The 17,217-nt window shown below is 67.2% G+C and carries 17 protein-coding genes; 10 read left to right on the top strand and 7 right to left on the bottom strand.

Annotated features, from left to right (window positions below; translation table 11 throughout):
- Positions 1-20: 20 nt before the first annotated feature.
- Together gcvH and gcvT are read right to left on the bottom strand one after the other, a co-directional pair.
- On the bottom strand, positions 21-395 hold the full coding sequence (gene gcvH, locus D5S08_RS02480; protein WP_121115143.1) for a glycine cleavage system protein GcvH: 375 nt from the start codon (positions 393-395) through the stop codon (positions 21-23).
- Entirely contained in the window at positions 395-1,534 is a 1,140-nt protein-coding gene (gene gcvT, locus D5S08_RS02485) for a glycine cleavage system aminomethyltransferase GcvT (RefSeq protein WP_121115145.1), read from the bottom strand. The genes gcvH and gcvT overlap by 1 nt, the downstream gene beginning before the upstream one ends.
- 64 nt (positions 1,535-1,598) lie before the next feature.
- On the opposite strand from gcvT, the gene D5S08_RS16335 reads away from it, so the two are divergent.
- Positions 1,599-1,844 (top strand): hypothetical protein, encoded by a 246-nt coding sequence (locus D5S08_RS16335; protein WP_126665477.1) that lies wholly within the window; start codon positions 1,599-1,601, stop codon positions 1,842-1,844.
- 27 nt (positions 1,845-1,871) lie between these two features.
- Positions 1,872-2,369: an Lrp/AsnC family transcriptional regulator gene (locus D5S08_RS02490; RefSeq protein ID WP_121115147.1), complete on the top strand. Its 498-nt coding sequence runs from the start codon at positions 1,872-1,874 to the stop codon at positions 2,367-2,369.
- A 95-nt stretch (positions 2,370-2,464) separates the two neighbouring features.
- Here the strand turns inward: D5S08_RS02490 and D5S08_RS02495 are convergent, their stop codons facing one another.
- The gene (locus D5S08_RS02495) at positions 2,465-3,538 is read right to left on the bottom strand and encodes a YihY/virulence factor BrkB family protein (RefSeq protein ID WP_241557173.1); all 1,074 of its coding nucleotides are present in this window, start codon (positions 3,536-3,538) and stop codon (positions 2,465-2,467) included.
- A 162-nt stretch (positions 3,539-3,700) separates the two neighbouring features.
- Between D5S08_RS02495 and D5S08_RS02500 the strand changes: the two genes are divergently transcribed.
- The 8 genes from D5S08_RS02500 to D5S08_RS02535 are packed head-to-tail and all read left to right on the top strand — an operon-like array spanning position 3,701 to position 13,567.
- Positions 3,701-5,974 carry an autotransporter assembly complex protein TamA gene (locus D5S08_RS02500; RefSeq protein WP_241557174.1) on the top strand — a complete coding sequence of 758 codons (2,274 nt, stop codon included), beginning with the start codon at positions 3,701-3,703 and terminating at the stop codon, positions 5,972-5,974.
- Complete coding sequence (locus D5S08_RS02505) at positions 5,974-10,224, top strand: translocation/assembly module TamB domain-containing protein (RefSeq protein WP_121115149.1); 4,251 nt, start codon at positions 5,974-5,976, stop codon at positions 10,222-10,224. Before D5S08_RS02500 ends, D5S08_RS02505 begins: the two co-directional genes overlap by 1 nt.
- Entirely contained in the window at positions 10,224-10,442 is a 219-nt protein-coding gene (locus D5S08_RS02510; protein ID WP_121115151.1) for a hypothetical protein, read from the top strand. The genes D5S08_RS02505 and D5S08_RS02510 overlap by 1 nt, the downstream gene beginning before the upstream one ends.
- 45 nt (positions 10,443-10,487) lie before the next feature.
- Positions 10,488-10,892, top strand: a complete 405-nt coding sequence (crcB, locus tag D5S08_RS02515) for a fluoride efflux transporter CrcB (protein WP_121115153.1) — start codon at positions 10,488-10,490, stop codon at positions 10,890-10,892.
- A complete protein-coding gene (locus D5S08_RS02520) occupies positions 10,889-12,022 on the top strand; it encodes an RluA family pseudouridine synthase (RefSeq protein ID WP_121115155.1) in 1,134 nt (377 codons plus the stop codon). Before crcB ends, D5S08_RS02520 begins: the two co-directional genes overlap by 4 nt.
- Positions 12,022-12,678, top strand: coding sequence for an HAD-IA family hydrolase (locus D5S08_RS02525; protein WP_175578857.1), 657 nt, complete (start codon positions 12,022-12,024; stop codon positions 12,676-12,678). The genes D5S08_RS02520 and D5S08_RS02525 overlap by 1 nt, the downstream gene beginning before the upstream one ends.
- Positions 12,675-12,881, top strand: a complete 207-nt coding sequence (locus tag D5S08_RS02530) for a hypothetical protein (RefSeq protein ID WP_121115158.1) — start codon at positions 12,675-12,677, stop codon at positions 12,879-12,881. The genes D5S08_RS02525 and D5S08_RS02530 overlap by 4 nt, the downstream gene beginning before the upstream one ends.
- Entirely contained in the window at positions 12,878-13,567 is a 690-nt protein-coding gene (locus tag D5S08_RS02535; RefSeq protein WP_121115160.1) for an ATP12 family chaperone protein, read from the top strand. Before D5S08_RS02530 ends, D5S08_RS02535 begins: the two co-directional genes overlap by 4 nt.
- 6 nt (positions 13,568-13,573) lie before the next feature.
- On the opposite strand, the gene D5S08_RS02540 is transcribed toward D5S08_RS02535, so the two are convergent.
- Genes D5S08_RS02540 through D5S08_RS02555 form a run of 4 tightly spaced genes read right to left on the bottom strand, consistent with a single transcriptional unit; the run spans position 13,574 to position 17,193 of the window.
- Positions 13,574-14,173 (bottom strand): ABC-type transport auxiliary lipoprotein family protein, encoded by a 600-nt coding sequence (locus tag D5S08_RS02540; protein WP_121115162.1) that lies wholly within the window; start codon positions 14,171-14,173, stop codon positions 13,574-13,576.
- A 22-nt stretch (positions 14,174-14,195) separates the two neighbouring features.
- Positions 14,196-15,137: an MlaD family protein gene (locus D5S08_RS02545; protein WP_121115164.1), complete on the bottom strand. Its 942-nt coding sequence runs from the start codon at positions 15,135-15,137 to the stop codon at positions 14,196-14,198.
- Between the two features lie 9 nt (positions 15,138-15,146).
- On the bottom strand, positions 15,147-16,073 hold the full coding sequence (locus tag D5S08_RS02550) for an ABC transporter ATP-binding protein (protein WP_121115166.1): 927 nt from the start codon (positions 16,071-16,073) through the stop codon (positions 15,147-15,149).
- Position 16,074: 1 nt separating this feature from the next.
- On the bottom strand, positions 16,075-17,193 hold the full coding sequence (locus D5S08_RS02555; protein ID WP_121115168.1) for an ABC transporter permease: 1,119 nt from the start codon (positions 17,191-17,193) through the stop codon (positions 16,075-16,077).
- Positions 17,194-17,217: the final 24 nt, after the last annotated feature.

Here is a 17,217-nt window from a genome sequence, read left to right on the forward strand (position 1 = left end):
GTGCTTTCCGTCCGGCTGGCTCAGTCGAGCCCGGCCACGTATTCCTTGTAAGCGGCATCGTCCATCAGACCGTCCAGTTCGGCCGGGTCCGCGATGGTCAGGCGGAAGAACCACCCTTCGCCTTCCGCATCGGAATTCACCAGGGAGGGATCCTCTTCCAGCGTGCCGTTGCTCTCCGTCACGGTACCGCTGACGGGGGAGTAGACGTCCGAAGCAGCCTTGACCGATTCGACCACGCCGGCTTCCTTGCCCTTCAGCAGTTCGGTTCCGGCGGCCGGCACTTCCACGAAGACCAGATCGCCCAGCTGACTCTGCGCATGGTCGGTGATGCCGATCGTGGCGCTGTCGCCATCGACTTCGATCCATTCATGTTCGGTGGTGAAGTAACGTGCCATCAAGCCTCTCCTTTGCGATGGTAACGATGGGGAACGAAGGGCGGCCGCACCACCGTGGCGGGCAGGCGCTTGCCGCGGACTTCGGCAAACAGCGCCGTGCCGGGCGCGATATGGGCCGTGTCGACGAAAGCCAGCGCGATCGGATGGCCCAGCGTGGGGGAGAAACCGCCGGAGGTGACCCGGCCGACCTGCTCTTCGCCGGCGAATACCAGGCTGCCCTCGCGGGCGGCCATGCGCCCTTCCAGCACCAGGCCCACGCGGCGCATCGGCGCACCGTCGCGCAGCAGCGCGGTGATGCGCGCGGCACCCGGGAAGCCGCCATCAGCCCGGCGCGCCTTGGTGATGGCGAAGGCGAGGCCCGCCATGACCGGATCGGTTTCGGTGTCGAGGTCATGGCCATACAGCGGCAGACCTGCCTCCAGCCGCAAGGAGTCGCGCGCGCCGAGGCCGATCGGTCGCACCTCATCCTCTGCCATCAGGCGATCAGCCAGCGTGACGGCATCGACGGCCGGGAGCGACAGCTCGAACCCGTCCTCCCCGGTATAGCCCGAGCGGAAGATGCGGACCGGCACCTCGCCCAGCATGCGGCTGGTCGCTTCCATGAAGCCGAGTTCGGTAGCGATGCCGGGGAACAGGCGGTCGAGCACAAGGGCGGCCTCCGGTCCCTGCAGCGCCAGCAGCGCCAGATCGGGCAGCGGCGTAAGCGCCACCTCTGCGGGCAGCCGCGCCTGCAGATGGGCGATGTCGCCGACCTTGGTCGCGCCGTTGACGACCAGGAAATAGGTCGGCTCACCTTCCGTGATGTTGGTGACGATCAAATCGTCGATCACGCCGCCCTTGTCGTTCAGCAGCAGCGAATAGCGCATCCGCCCCGGCGCCAGCGCCTGCAGGTCCGCCGGCAGCAATGCTTCCAGCGCGGCGGCAGCGCCGGCACCGGAGACAGTGAGCTGCCCCATATGGCTGACGTCGAACAGGCCGGCATGGCTGCGCGTCCATTCATGTTCGGCGATGATGCCGTCCGGATACTGGATCGGCATGGCATAGCCGGCAAACGGCACCATCCTGGCACCGGCCGCACGGTGCCAGGCATCCAGCGGCAGGGTGGCAGGGGGGTGGTCGATCGTGGGGCGGTCAGTCATGCTCAGGCAGGCTCCGGTAATGGTCCAGCCAGCTCGGCCTGAAGCTGGCAGGTGACGGTTTGCGGTGAAGAGGTCCGGCGGGCAAGCGGGCATGCAACGGCGGCAACAGAACATCGCGACCAGCGTGGTCTGCGTCACGCCGGAGACCAGCACCACGCCGATCGAGCAAGCCCGCGCCGTTCAGAAACAGGCGACCCATGAACCCTTTTTCTTGTTGATCCGGCGCGGCCGGCTTTCGCCGCCGGAACGCGTTACCATTCCCGCTCTTGCAAATCTTGGGAAAAACGGCACTTATTTGCCTGCACTTTGACGGTTTATGCGGCAACGGGGGATTGTTATGGCAAAAAGCGTGCGTGAAGCGCTTGACCGCACGGATTTTCGAGTCCTGCGCGCCCTGGTTGATGATGGGCGTGCTGCCGATGTCACCTTGGGGGAAACCGTTAACCTCTCCAGCACCGCGGTGGCCCGCCGGCGCAAGCTGCTGGAGGAAAAGGGCGTGGTTACCGGATATTCGGCCGTTATAAATCAGCAGAAGTTGGGTTATGCGATCACCGTGCTGGTGATGATCGAGCTGAGCAGCCAGTCGGAAAACAAGCTGATGGAGTTCGAGGAGGCGGTGATGTCCTGTCCCTCCATGTCGTTCTGCTCGTTCATCTCCGGCGAAAACGACTTCATGATGCTGATCAACGTCCGTTCCTTCGACCACTACGATCTGGTCTATCGCAAGGAGCTGTCGAACTTGCCCCATGTCGCAAGAATCCGCTCCAGCTTCCTGCTGCGGGAAGTCGCTCGGCGCCGGGTGGCGCCAGCCGTGCTGGACGAACTGGAAGGCTGAGCGCCAGGGCGGCAAGACGAACCTTTCCGGGTGCAATGTCCTGAAGGCACCGCTTCCGCACAGGTGCGGCGACACCAGGTCGGGCCCTCGTGCGGTCAGGCCCGCGCCTCCCGCCGGGCGGCCTTGCGTGCATGCCGGCGGGCTTTGCGCTGTTCGGTCTTGTGCAGCCACTGCTCCATCGACATGCCGCCTTCCGCCAGATCGGCCAGCACGGCGCCGCGCTGCCCCATCGGCTTCGGCTCGCCCGCGGTGGTGTCCACTGTGGTCTGCCGCTCCAGTTCCGCATTCAGCAGCGCGCCGGCCAGGATGCCGTAAGTCGACAGGAACAGCCACATCAGGAAGACGACGATTGCCGACAGGGAACCGTAGGTGGCGTTATAGTCGCTGACAAAGGCGACATAGAACGAGAAGCCGAAGGTGATGGCGATCCACAGCACGGTCGCCAGCAGCGCACCCGGCGTCAGCCAGCGCCACTTCGCCGGGCGGCGATCAGGGCCGTAGCGCATGATCAGGGCAAAGCCGATGCTGCCCAGCAGGATCGATGCGGTCCAGGTCAGCAGCTTGAACAGGGTCGCCACCCAGGGTCCGATCAGGCTTTGTGTATGCGTCTGGAGCCAGGCGAACACGCCGCCACTGATGAGACCCGTCAGGGCCACGAACACCACGGCAAGCGTCAACATCATGGCGCGGATCGTCAGCGTGATCATTCCGCGGGTCTCATGCTCCTCGTTGATGATGTTCAGCGCGCCGATCAAGCCGTTGGCAGCGCGTGTGCCGCCATACAGCGCGAAGAACAGCGCGATCACCAGCGCAAAGCCCGTGACGCCGGCATTGGCGTTCACGGCGCCCAGCAACTGGTCCTGAAGCAACACGGCCGCTTCCTGAGGAATGACCTCCACCAGCGCGCCCATCTGTCTCCGAACGGTCTGGGTGTCGCCGATCAGGCCGTAGATCATCACCGTGGATGCGATCAGCGGGGTCAACGCCAGGAAGGTGAAGAAGGCCACGCCCGCACCGATCAGCGACAGGTTGTGGTAGCCCCACATCGTGATCATCCGCTTGATCACCTCGATCCAGCCCGCCCGTGGCACCTCCCTGGGGGAACTTGCCTGCGCTCCCGCTGCCTGGTGGGCGACCGGCTCGCACTGCTCGGAACCATTTTGTTCCATGGCAAGTTGATGATCGACGGCAGTCTGCTGGGTCGTGCCGTCGGGGGCATGATCATCAGGGATCAAGTGGGGAATCCTCTTTTGCGAAACACGGTCTGGCTCAGGCAGGGAACAGGCGAGCTCCGAAATGGTGCCGCATATGGCCGACGTGCCCTGCCCGGGTTGAGTGGCATCACGCTTGCGCTGGCCATCGCGCTGGCCGGCAATGCCGCAGTTGCGCAGGATTCGGCGGATTCGGTCGCGCAGCAGCCTGCGGGCCAACCTGCTACCCCGCTGGACGTGCCTGCCCTGCCTGCCGATACCCAGCTGCCGGCCGTGGACCCCATTATTCCCGATGCCGAGTTCGAGGCCACCGTGCCGTCGCTGGATGCCAACGCGGATGCCGCGCTGGACGGCCCACTGGAATCGATCGAAGAGTTCGAGCGGCGGATCGCGACCGAGCAGGCAGCCGCCGCCCCGCAGGACGGGCAGGCGGCGCCAGTCGGGAACCCGGCCCTGGCCGATGGCGACACGCAGGAGACGATCGGAGATGCCCCGATCCGCGATGCCGCCCTGAACGAGCCTCTGCCCCCGCTGGAAAGCTTCCAGGTGGAAGAGGTGCAGTTCACCGAAGCCGAGGTCGAGAGCGAGCCTACCGAGATCGCCTATGACGTCACGATCAATGGCCTGGACTCGGTGGATGATGACAGCGCGGCGAACCTCGCCGGCATGTTCGATTCCCTGTCGGCGCTGAAGGACGATGACGATGCGGCCAATGTTGCGCAGGTTTCCGCCCGGCTGACCGAAGACAGTGCCTTGCTGCAGAGCATTCTTGCCTCCGAAGGCTGGTACGATGCCACGGTGACCAGCCGGCTGGACCGCACGGGCGAGGATGATGCCCCGCCCCTGACCGCGGTGCTGGATGTGGTCCCGGGGCAGCGTTACACCTTTTCCGACATCACGGTCACCGCCGACCCGACCGAACCCGCCGATCTGATCAGCAGCAATCTGGCGCTGAAAGTGGGCGAACCGATCATCGCCGAACGCGTCCAGGGCGCAGAAGCGCAGGTCGCAGTGGCCCTGCCCGAGAACGGCTATCCCTTCGCCACCGTGGGTCAGCGCGACATTCTGCTGGATCCCGAGACGGGTGGCGGCGACTACACGCTGCCGATCGAGACCGGGCCGCGATCCGTGTTCGGTGGTATCCGCACCACCGGCAATCTCGCCTTCGATGCCGAGCATATCGACGTGCTCAGCCGGTTCGAACGCGGAGAGCTGTATGACAGCCGCATGGTGGACGACCTGCGGCAGGCGCTGGTCGCGACCGGCCTGTTCAATACCGTATCGGTCACGCCGGAGCAGACGGGCGAAGATGCCGGCGACGGCACGCAATATGCCACAATCCTGGTAGACCAGGATGCTGGCCCGCCGCGCACGCTCGCGGGCAGCGCCGGTTATGGCACCGGTCAGGGCGTGCGGCTGGAAGGCAGCTGGACGCATCGCAACCTGTTCCCGCCGGAAGGCGCACTGATCGCCAATGCCGTCCTCGGCACCCGCGAGCAGGGTGTAGGGGCGACGTTCCGCCGATCCAATGCGGGCCGCCGCGACCGGACCTTCAGCCTGACGGCAGAGGCCCTGCACAGCGATTATGATGCGTTCGAGGCCTATACCGGGCGCCTTGCAGCGCTGGTGACATATGATTCCACGCCAATCTGGCAGAAGCGGTTCACCTATGCCTATGGCGTGCAGCTGCTCGGCTCCGTCGAAGAGGATTTCGATTTCTCGATCAACGATCTGGCCGACCGCACCTTCTTCATCGGCGGGCTGACCGGCCAGGCCGGCTTCGACACGTCCGACGACCTGCTCAATCCCACCCGCGGCTTCCGCCTGACCACGCTGATCGAACCGGAGGCATCGCTGCAGGACGGGTTCGACACCTATGTCCGCGCACGGATCGACGGCACCGCCTACGTGCCGATCGGCGACAGCTTCGTGATTGCCGGCCGCCTGCGCTTCGGCACGATCCAGGGTATCGAGCGCTTCGACCTGGCGCCTTCGCGGCGGTTCTATGCTGGTGGCGGCGGCTCCGTCCGCGGCTTCGGGTTCCAGCAGCTTGGTCCACGGGTCGAATATGCCAACCCGGATTTCGATCCGACGGACGAGGATTCCGACGAGCCCGAGACCCTGATCCGTCCGATCGGTGGCCGCAGCGTGGCCGAAGGCGCGGCCGAAGTGCGGTATCGCTGGGGCAATTTCGGTGTGGTCGGCTTTGTCGATGCGGGTCAGGTCTATGAAGAAACCTACCCCACCTTCGACGATGTCCGCATCGGTGTCGGCGTCGGTGGGCGCTACTACACCAATTTCGGGCCGCTGCGGGTGGACATCGCCACCCCCATGAACCGGCGGCGAGGCGAGAGTCGCCTCAACCTCTACATCTCGATCGGGCAGGCTTTCTGATGGCGGACGACACCACCATGACGCCCACCGATACCGACCGGGCGGACAGCGCAGTGGCCGGACCGCATCACCGCAACCCGGCGCTGCGCATCGCCAAGTGGATCGGCATCGTTCTGCTGGTGTTGGTGCTGCTGGTCGCCGCAGTGCTGGTGGGCATCAATACGGCCCCCGGCAAGCGCTTCGTGGTGCGTCAGATAGAGGCGCTGGAGTTCGAGAACGGGATGCGCATCGGCATCGGCGAGATCGACGGATCGCTGTATGGCCGCATGGTGATCCGCGATCTGGCAGTCGCCGATCCGAAGGGCGTGTTCGTCACCAGTCCCGAGATCGCGGTCGACTGGCGCCCCTTTGCTTTCGCCAGCGGGCATATTGACGTCCGCTCGCTCGCCAGCCCTCTTGTGACGCTGGCGCGGCTGCCGGAATTCAACGAAACTCCGCCGAGCGACGCCCCGCTGCTGCCCGACTACGATATCGACGTGAACACGCTGCGCATCGGCCGCTTCGTGGCCGAGGCGCCGGTCAGCGGCGAGCGCCGCGTGGTGGGCATGGATGGCGAGGTGCATATCGCCGATGGCCGTGCCCAGGTCGACTTCAATGGTCGCACCATTGCCGGTCAGGGCATCGCCGGCGGGGATACCGTGGCGCTGGTGCTGGACGCAGCGCCCGAAGACAACCGGCTGGATATCAAGCTCGACCTCAATGCTCCCGAAGGCGGCGTGATCGCAGCGCTTGCAGGCCTGAGCGATCCGCTACGCGTGCAGGTGGACGGGCGCGGTGACTGGGCGCGCTGGGACGGCCGGCTGAATGCCGACCTGGCCGGCAGCGCCTTCGCCCGCGTGCAGGTTCTCGCCCGCGATGGCACCTTCACCCTGCGCGGCCCCACGCGGGTGGCGCGCCTGTTCGAAGGGCCGACCGCCACGCTGCTGGGGCCGATCCTCAACCTGGACCTGACCGGCAAGCTGGCCGAGCGGCGGGTCGATCTGGCGGGCAACGTCAATTCGGACGCGTTCAGGCTGAACACGGCCGGCATTGTCGATCTGTCGGACAACAGCTTCGACGCGTTCAGGCTCGGTTTCGTCCTGCTGAAGCCGGCGGCGATTGCGCCCAATCTGGGCGGCAGCGGCCTCCGGGCACAACTGGTACTGGATGGCGCCTTTACGACGCCGGCGGTGCAGTACGAAGTGAACGCCACGCGGCTGTTCATGAACGACATGGGGCTGGAAAACCTCGCCGCCAGCGGCGCGGCGCGTGTGGATGCGGACCAGATCCTCATCCCGGTGGATGCACGCGTCAGCCGGGTCGTCGGGCTGGACACGGTTGCTGGCGGTACATTGCGCAATGTGCGGCTGGCGGGTGATCTGGCGATCGACGGCACCCGCATCCTGTCCGACAATCTGCGCCTGCGTTCCGATCGCATCGATGCCGGGCTGATCGTCGTCGCGGATACCTCCACCGGCCTGTATACCGGCGCCATCGATGGGCGGATCGACGATTATCGCGTGGAGAGCGTCGGCATCTTCAACATCGAGACGGACATCGACCTAAAGACTGTGCCCACCGGCGGGTTCGCCATGCAGGGACGCGTGCGCGCACGCTCCACCCGGCTGCTGAACGACAGTGTCCTGAACTTCCTGGGCGGCAATGCGGTGGCGGCGACCAACGTCCTTTATGGCCCGGACGGAGTTGTCCGCTTCTCCAACCTCCGCCTGGATGCGCCGGACGCGCGGATCACGGATGGCCGCGGATCGTGGTCGCCGGACGGGCGCCTGTCCTTGACCATGGCCGGCACCACCACCGCCTATGGCGCCGTGGGCGTGCAGGTCGCCGGCACGATCGCCGACCCCGATGCGGTGATCACGGTGGAACGGCCCGGCTTCGGCATCGGCCTTGCCAATGTGGAGGCGCGGATCACCGGCGCACAGGGCGGGTACCGCCTGGATGCGACCGCGCAGACCGATTACGGTCCGCTGACCGCCGACGTGGTGCTGGGCACCGCCGCCCCGCTGACGCTGACGATCAACAACGCCAATCTGGGCGGTATCGACTTTGCAGGGCGCGTGCAGCAGACCAGTGCCGGCCCCTTCGCCGGGCAGCTGACCGCCAACGGCAATGGCCTGGGCGGCGTGGTGCGGCTGTCGGCGCTGGGCCAGTATCAGCAGGCGCTGGTCAATCTGCGGGCGCGCGACACCGTTCTGCCCGGCCCGGCGCAGCTTGCGATCGGTTCGGCCATCGTGGATGCGCAGATCGTGCTGTACGATCAGCCGCGGATCGTGGCGGACGCGCAGCTGGCGCAGACCCGTTACGGCGCGCTCAACATCGTCGCCGCCCGTGCGCAGGTCGATTATCGCGATGGCCGCGGCACGGCCCGCGTGCTCGCGGAAGGCACCAGCGGCGTGCCGTTCCGCATTGCCATGAATGCCGATCTGCAACCGCAGCTGTGGCGCGCGGCGCTGCAAGGCCGGGTCCGCGGCATCGACTTCCGCACCGCCACGCCGGCGCGGATCGTGCCGGGCGACGGCAGCTACGAACTGCTGCCCACCCGCATAACCTTCGGCCAGGGCGACATCCGCGTTGCCGGCAAGTATGGCGAGGGCATAGAGCTGCAGACCCGCCTCGACCGGCTGGACCTCGCGATCCTGAACGCCTTCGCGCCGGGCTTCGGCATCGGTGGGCAGGCGACTGGCAGCCTCGATTTCGCGCAAGCCAGCAGCACCGCCTTCCCCAGCGCCGATGCGCGCCTGTCGATCGACAACTTCACCCGCACCACCGCCGCGGCGGTCAGCCGGCCGATCGACATCAACTTCGTCGGCAAGCTGCTGTCCGATGGTGGCGAGGCACGGGCGGTGATGCGGGATCGCGGCGCCGTGATCGGCCGGGTGGTCGCGTCGCTGCGCCCCCTTGGGCCGAGCGCCGGCACCTGGACGGAACGGATGCTGGCGGCACCGCTGGGCGGCGGCATCCGCTACAACGGGCCGGCTGCCACGCTGTTCTCCTTCGCCGGGCAGGTGGACCAGACCCTCACCGGTCCGGTCGGCGTCGCTGCCGATTTCACTGGGACCGTCTCGGCCCCGTCCTTTGCCGGGCTCATCCGTTCCAGCAATCTCACTTATGAGAACCAGACCTATGGCACCCGCCTGACCAATCTGGCCGTGAACGGGCGGTTCACCGGTGACCGGCTGGAAGTGCGCAGCCTGACGGCCAATGCCGGGGATGGGACCGTCAGCGCCAGCGGCTATGTCAGCCTGGCCGCGGACGCCGGCTACCCGATGGATCTCGCGGTCACGATGGACAATGCCGAACTGGCGGACAGTGACCAGATCGCCGCCCGCGCGACCGGCAATCTGCGGCTGGCGAAGGCCGCCGGGCAGAATGCGCTGCTCTCCGGCCAGATCCAGCTGCCGGAAACCCGGTACCAGATCGTGCGCCAAGGTGCAGCGGATGTGCCGCGGTTGACCGGCGTGCGCTTCAAGCCGCCGCGCGGTCCGCAGCGCATCACGGGCGACGAACCGGCGGAACCTTCGGCCGGCCTGTTCGAGCAGCTTGCGCTGGACATCGACCTGGTGGCGCCCGAGCGGTTGTATGTTTCCGGCATGGGGCTGGAATCCGAATGGCGCGCCGACTTCAACGTGGCCGGCACCAGCGCCGCGCCCCGCATGTCGGGCGAGGTGGAACTGATCCGCGGAACGCTGGGCTTTGCCGGCCGCAACTTCGACCTGAGCGATGGGCGGGTGCAGTTCACGGGCGGCAACACCATCGATCCGACGATCACCATCGTTGCGACGGAGGATATCGAGGACGTGACGGTGAACGTGAACGTTGAGGGCCGCGCGATGGACCCGCAGATCACCTTCTCCAGCACGCCTGGCCTGCCGCAGGACGAAATCCTCAGCCGCATTCTGTTCGGCAGCTCCGTCGGCAACCTGTCCGCCATCCAGGCGGTGCAGCTGGCGGCCTCGCTCAACTCGCTGCGCGGCTCGGGCGGCGGGCTCAATCCGCTGGGCACCCTACGCGCGGCCAGCGGGATCGATCGCCTGCGCATCCTGGGCAGCGATGACGAGACCGGCCGCGGCACCGCACTGGCGGCGGGTCAGTATCTGACGGACGACATCTATGTGGAGTTCATCACCGATGCGCAGGGCTTCACCGCCACGCAGCTGGAAGTCAGCCTGACCCCAGCACTGTCGATCCTGAGCCAGGCGGGCGGTTCCGGCGCGACCAATGTCAGCGCCCGGTATCGCAAGAACTACTGATGCGGCTGGTCCTCGCCCCCACCCTGCTCCTGCTGGCGGCCTGCCAGCAGGAGCCGAGCTTCGATGAACGGTACGAGGCGGCGCAGAAGAAGGTCGGCACCACGGCCGCCGGGATCGAGGCGGACATGCGCAAGGCCGACCAGCAGGCGGTCGCCGACCGGCGCCAGCTGGAGGCTGCAGACGCGGCCCGGCAGCAGCAGGCGAGCGGCGACAACTGATACGGGTTCCCTGCCCCGCGCCCGGCGGCTAAGGCAGGTCCGATCATGAATGCTTCAACACCTCTTCTTTCCTCGCTTTCGGTGGCGCTTGGCGGCGGCATCGGTGCGCTGCTGCGCTATCAGGCGGGCCGCTGGATGACGGCGCTGCTCGGCCCCGGCATGGTCAGCGTCTTCCCCTTCGCCACTCTGGTCGTGAATGCGGTCGGCAGCATCGCCATGGGCGTGCTCGCCGGCGTTCTGGCCCGGGGCGGCGGCAGCGAACAGGCCCGGCTGCTGCTGGGCGTGGGCCTGCTTGGCGGCTTCACCACCTTTTCCGCCTTCAGCCTGGAAATGGTGCTGCTGATCGAGCGTGGCCAGCTGCTGTTCGCCATGCTGTACCTGATCCTGTCGGTCGGCCTGGGGATCAGCGGGTTGATGATCGGCCTCAACATGATGCGGATGCTGGGATGACCGAGGCTGCACCTTCCACCCCGTCCTCCACGGTACGGCAGTTCACCGTCGGCCCCGATGATGATGGCGTGCGGCTCGACCGCTGGTTCCGCCGTCATCTGCCGCAGATCGGCTTCGCCACCATTTCCCGCTGGGCTCGCACCGGGCAGATCCGAGTGGATGGTGCCCGCGCCAAGCCGGAGGATCGCCTCACCACCGGGCAGGTGGTGCGCGTGCCGCCAGGTGGCGACGCGCCGGCCACCGGTCCGCGTCCGCAGGCCGAACTGACGGACGAGCAGCGGGCGGAAGCCGCTGCCATGCTGATCACCCGCACCGATTCCGCGCTGGTGCTGAACAAGCCCCCAGGTCTGGCCACGCAGGGTGGCACCGGCATGCGCCAGCATGTCGACGGCCTGCTGGACGCCTATGCCGATGAAGGCGCGCCACGTCCGCGGCTGGTGCACCGGCTCGATAAGGACACGTCGGGCGTGCTACTCGTCGCCCGCACGCCGGGCAGCGCGGCGTTCTTCTCCAAGCGGTTCTCCGGCCGCTCTGCCAAGAAGGTCTACTGGGCCTTGGTGATCGGCGTGCCGGACGTCTACGAAGGCTTCATCGACGCGCCCATCAGCAAGCAGCCGGGCACCGGTGGCGAGAAGATGCATGTGGACGAGGCAGAAGGCCAGGCGGCCCGCACCCGTTATCGCGTGCTGGACCGGGCCGGCAACAGCGCCGCCTGGGTGGAGCTGCAGCCGCTGACCGGGCGCACGCACCAGCTGCGCGTGCACATGGCGGCGATTGGCCATCCGATCGTCGGCGACGGCAAATATGGCGGGCAGGCCGCGTTCCTGACCGGTGCGGTCAGCCGCAAGATGCACCTGCATGCCCGCCGCCTGATCATCGACGCGCCGGGCGGCAATAAGCTGGACGTGACGGCGGACCTGCCCGAACATTTCGCCGCCACCATGACGCAGCTGGGCTTCGACGAGAAGGCCAGCAATGCGGAGCCCGAAGGGCCGCCGCCGGAACGGACCCGCGAAGAAAAGAAGCAGGCGGCGCGCGCGCATGCCAAGCAATACCGCAAGGAACGCCGCGGCGAGCGGCGCGGCCGCCGCGAGGCCGGTGCTCCGCCGTCGAAGGGCCCGCGCCGCTGATGGCACGCGTGCGGCTGGCGGTGTTCGACTGTGACGGAACGCTGAGCGACGGGCAGGCGGCGGTCTGCACGGCCATGGCGCAGGCCTTTGCCGAAGCCGCCCTGCCCGCGCCGTTCGGCCACGAGGTGCGGCGGATCGTCGGCCTCAGCCTGCCGGAGGCGGTCGCGCATCTGGCCCCCGATGCCGCGCCGGATGTGCAGGCCCACGCGGTCGATGCCTACAAGTCTGCCTTCCGTCTGGCGCGCGAAGAGGGACGCCTGCGTGAACCGCTCTATGATGGTATCGCGCCGCTGCTACGCCAGTTGCATGCCGATGGCTGGGTGCTAGGCGTGGCCACGGGCAAGAGCGATCGCGGGCTCGCGGCGTGCCTGGCGACACACGGCCTGGCGGACCTGTTCACCACCTTGCAGACGGCCGACCGCCACCCTTCCAAGCCGCACCCGGCGATGCTGGAGCAGGCCATGGCGGATGCTGGCGCCATGCCCGCCGACACGGTGATGATCGGCGATACGGTGTTCGACATGGCGATGGCCGAGACGGCCGGGGTGCGGGCGCTGGGCGTCAGCTGGGGATATCACGAACGGGCGGAGCTGCTGGCCGCGGGTGCCGTGGCCGTGGCGGACACGCCCGGGGAACTGGAAAGATTGCTGTTATGAACGATCCCGCAAAGGGCCGCTGGGTGCTGCTGGGCGTGTTGCGCGGCATCGGGGTCGCGCTGGTCCTGCTGGGCCTGATGGTGACTGAGGGGCGCTTCGGCCTGCCCTACTGGAGTGGCATCGTGCTGCTGGTGATCGGCTTTGCCGGGGCCTTCGTCGCCCCACGCGTGCTGACGCGCCGCTGGCGCAGCCCGCGCCCGTGAAGCGCTTCTGGCGGGAAGTGACGCTGGGCGAAGCGGCGGGTGGCTGGCAGGTGCTGCTGGACGGCCGGCCGGTGCGCACGCAGGGCGGCGCAGCGCAGATCGTGCCCCGTCATGCGTTGGCGGAGATATTGGCACAGGAATGGGCCGCGCAAGGCGAGACCGTCGATCCGGGTTCCTTCCCGATGCGCGACCTGACCGATCTGGCGCTGGACCATGTGGCGCCCGATCCTGCACGGCAAGCCACCAGCCTGCTGCGTTATGCCCAGACCGACACGCTGCTTTATCGTGCCGACCCGGACGAGCCCCTGCATCGCCGCCAGCTGGAGCGCTGGGAGCCGCTGGTGCAGGCCCTGGAGGCGCGCTACGGCATCGCCTTTGAACGGATCAGCGGTGTCATGCCTCGGCCGCAGCCTGCCGCCACGCTCGACACCCTGCGCGGCGTGCTGCTGGATCAGGATGCCTGGCATCTCGCGGCGATCGCCACATTGGCTCCGCTGGGTGCGTCCCTGATCGTGGCGCTTGCGGCTCTCGACCCGGAGGCCTCCCCCGAAGACCTGTTTGCCGCCGCCAATCTGGAAGAGGACTGGCAGGTGGAACTCTGGGGTCAGGACGAGGACGCAGCGCGGGTCAGGGCAGCGCGGGAAGCCGCATTTGCGGCCGCAACCCGCTTCGCCCGGCTGGCCTGACCTCGCTCAGTTGAGCCAGTCGGCGACCTCGATCGCCACCTGGTTCGCCGCCTGGTTCAGCGCCGGACCGACCGACGCCGCATCGGCCGTGACACCGGGCACGCGGGCTTCGAACCGCCGTGTACGGACCTGCCCGCCGGGCATGGTCAGCATCGCATCGTACCGGACCACCGCGCTGGAACTGGCCACGTCATAGCCCATGTCGACCAGCCGGCCGCCGAGCTTCACCGGCGCAGTGTAGAGCAGCGGCGGTTCGTCCAGCACCAGCCGGTTGCGCCGGACCCGAATGGTTTCGGCCAGCAGCCGTTGGAACAGGCGCGCGGGACGTTCGGCCCAGAATGCCTCCTGCAGATAGGCCAGGCTGGCCTCGTCCACCCGCACGGGGACGCGGGTGACGGCCAGGCTCTGCGGCGTTTCCGGTTCCAGCACGGCCAGCGCGTTGGCGGTGTCACTGTCCAGCACGGCACCCGCGGCAACGCGCTGCGTCGGCGTCAGCGTGAACAGCCGCTCCGGCGGCTCTGCCCCGAAGCTGATGCAGCCGCTGAGCAGCGTCGTGGCCAGGGCCAGCGCGGCAATGCGGGGAAAGGCGGAATTGCGAAGCTTCATCGTGGCGGCACCCCTATCGCGCTCAAGGCTGGTAATCGGGCAGCTGTGCGCCCCGCACCAGCGAACCGGCGCCTTCTGTTTCGATCCGTTCCGTGATCGCGCGCAGCGCTGCGCTGGTCCGGCGCAGATCCTGCAACGTGGCATCGGCAGCCGGCAAGGTGGTTCGGCTGAGTTCGTTGATCACCGGCTGGGACGAGTTCAGCGTCGCTTCCAGCGCCTTTGCGGCGGAACCGGCCTCGTCCAGTGTCTGGCGCAGTTCGTCGGCAATCCCGCGCCCTTCCCCGTTGATCACGTCATTGGTCGATTGCAGCGTCGTCTCGAACGCGCCCAGCGTCCGCTGCGACTGCTGCAGCGTGCCCTGCAATTCGCGCAGGGTGTTGCCGATCTCGGGCGAAGTCTCCGCCAGCGAGGCGCTGATCTGCGATGTGTTGGCCAGGATGCCGCGGATGGATTCCTGATTGTCGTCGGACAGAACACGCGTCAGCCGGTCCGTCAGCGTCGCCAGCCGTTCCAGCAGCAATGGCGCGCTGGCCAGGATCTCGCCCAGGCCGCTGGCCTTGGGCGGGATCACCGGCACGCCTTCGGGGCAGGACGAGGTGCTGCAGGTGATCGGCCGATTGCCGCGCGCGCCGCCATTCAGGCTGATCGTCGACACGCCGGTAAAGCTGGAAGAGACCGAAGCGGTGGTTCCCTGCAGGATCGGCGTGTCCGAATCCACGCTGATGCGCACCTTTACGAACTGCGCCTGCCACAGGTCGATGTCGCTCACCTGCCCGACGGGCACGCCGGAATAGGACACCTCCGACCCCTTCGCCAGCCCGCCAACGGACTGCTGGAAGAAGATGTCGTATTCCTTCTGGTTGTTCTCGTTCAACCGGGCGAGCCAGATGAAGAAGGCCGCAACAGCCGCGAGCAGCAGCAGCGTGACCACACCCACCCAGACGTAATTGGCGCGCGTTTCCATGTGCTGTGCCTATGCCCCTGTTATCTTGCCGTGCAAAGCGGCTGCCGGCGCCGATTGCTCGCGCGCGGCGTCACCCTCTGCAACCGTCAGTTCCGCCGCACGATCCCTGCTGTCGCGTGCCGCCCGGCTGCGCGGGCCGTTGAAATATTCCTGGATCCACGGGTGATCGCTTTCCAGCAGTTCGGGGATCGTCCCTACCGCAATCACCTGCTTGTCCGCCAGCACGGCCACCCGGTCGCAGATGGCATAGAGCGAGTCCAGATCATGCGTGATCAGGAACACCGTCAGTCCAAGCGTGTCGGTAAGGTCGCGGATCAGCTTGTCGAAATTGGCCGCGCCGATCGGGTCGAGACCCGCCGTCGGCTCGTCCAGGAACAGCAGTTCGGGATCCAGCGCCAGCGCCCGGGCCAGACCGGCACGCTTCTTCATGCCGCCCGACAGCTCCGAGGGATACTTGCTGGCGGCCTCCCCCGGCAGGCCGGTCAGCACCACCTTGTAGCGAGCGATCTCGTGCATCAGCTCCGCCGACAGTTCGGGGTAGAACTGCTTCAGCGGCACTTCCACATTCTCCGCAACCGTCAGGGTGGAGAACAACGCGCCGCCCTGGAACAGCACGCCCCAGTGATTGCGCACGCCGATCACCTCGTCCGGGCCGGCGGCGGTGATGTCGCGGCCGAACACCTCGATCGTGCCGCCGGTGGGCCGCTGCAGGCCGATGATGGAGCGCATCAGCACCGACTTGCCGGTGCCCGATCCGCCGACGACGCCCAGGATCTCCCCGCGGCGCACCTTGAGCGCCAGATCCTGGTGGATGACGTTGTCGCCAAAGGCGTTCTGCAACCCGTCGATGACGATCGGATACTTGCCGTCATACCGCTCGGTGCCGAGCTCCTCCGCATCTGCCGGCGGTACGATATTGCCGGGATCGCTTCCCATGTCAGTTCCAGCCCAGATTGCTGAAGAACACGGCAAAGAATGCGTCGAGCACGATCACCATGAAGATCGCCTGCACCACGGCCTGCGTCGTGCGCAGCCCGACCTCTTCGGCATTTCCTTCGACCTGCATGCCCTGGTAACAGCCGGCCAGCCCGATGATCAGGCCGAAGACCGGCGCCTTGATCAGGCCGATATACAGATCGTACACCGGCACCACCTCGCGGATGCGCAGCAGGAACGACACCGCCGGCACGCCCAGCGTCACATCGGAGATGACGGCACCGCCCAAGATCGCGATCACGCTGGCATAGAAGCCCAGCAACGGCATCATCAGCACCGAAGCCAGGATGCGCGGGATGATCAGCGCCTCCATCGGGGCGACGCCGATCGTCCGCATGGCGTCGATCTCTTCCGTCAGCTTCATGGTGCCCAGCTGCGCCGCAAAGGCGGAGCCGGAACGGCCCGCGACCATGATCGCGGTCATCAGCACGCCCAGTTCGCGCAGGGTCAGCCGGCCCACCAGGTTGACCGACAGGGATTCCGCCCCGAACTGCGACAGCTGCGCCGCCCCCTGCTGGGCGATCACGATGCCGATCAGAAAGCTCATCAGGCCGACGATCGGCAGGGAGGCGACGCCCACCAGCTCCATCTGCCGCACGATCGCGCGGCCACGGATGCGGCGCGGGTGGCGGATCATCCCGCCAAAGGAGAGCACGATGGCGCCAAGAAAGGCGATCACCCGCAAGGTGCCGTGGCCCAGGCCGACCATGAAGCGGCCGAAATCCTCCAGCGCGCGCATCGGCATGCCCAGTTGCTGCGGGCGGATGTCGGCGCTGCTCTGCGCGCCCTGCACGACCTCCAGCAGGCGGGTGGCCTGATCGCCGGCGCCGGTGATCTCGGCCCCGTGCTGTTCCGCCAGGCGCCAGACGATCCAGGCGCCCACCGTGTCGATCTGTCCGGCATCGGACAGGTCGATGGTGCTGATCGGTCGGTCGATCGCCCGCAATCTTTCGTCCAGCGGACCGACGGAGGACACCAGCATAGGCCCGTGCAACGCAATTGCGCCGCGCCCGCTATCCCCGTCGCCGTCCTGCCAGCTGAAATCCGCCCACTCGCGCATCGGCAACGCTATGTGGCCAAAGCG

This window comes from Croceibacterium ferulae, assembly GCF_003660445.1.
In the GTDB taxonomy this organism is placed as follows: domain Bacteria; phylum Pseudomonadota; class Alphaproteobacteria; order Sphingomonadales; family Sphingomonadaceae; genus Croceibacterium; species Croceibacterium ferulae.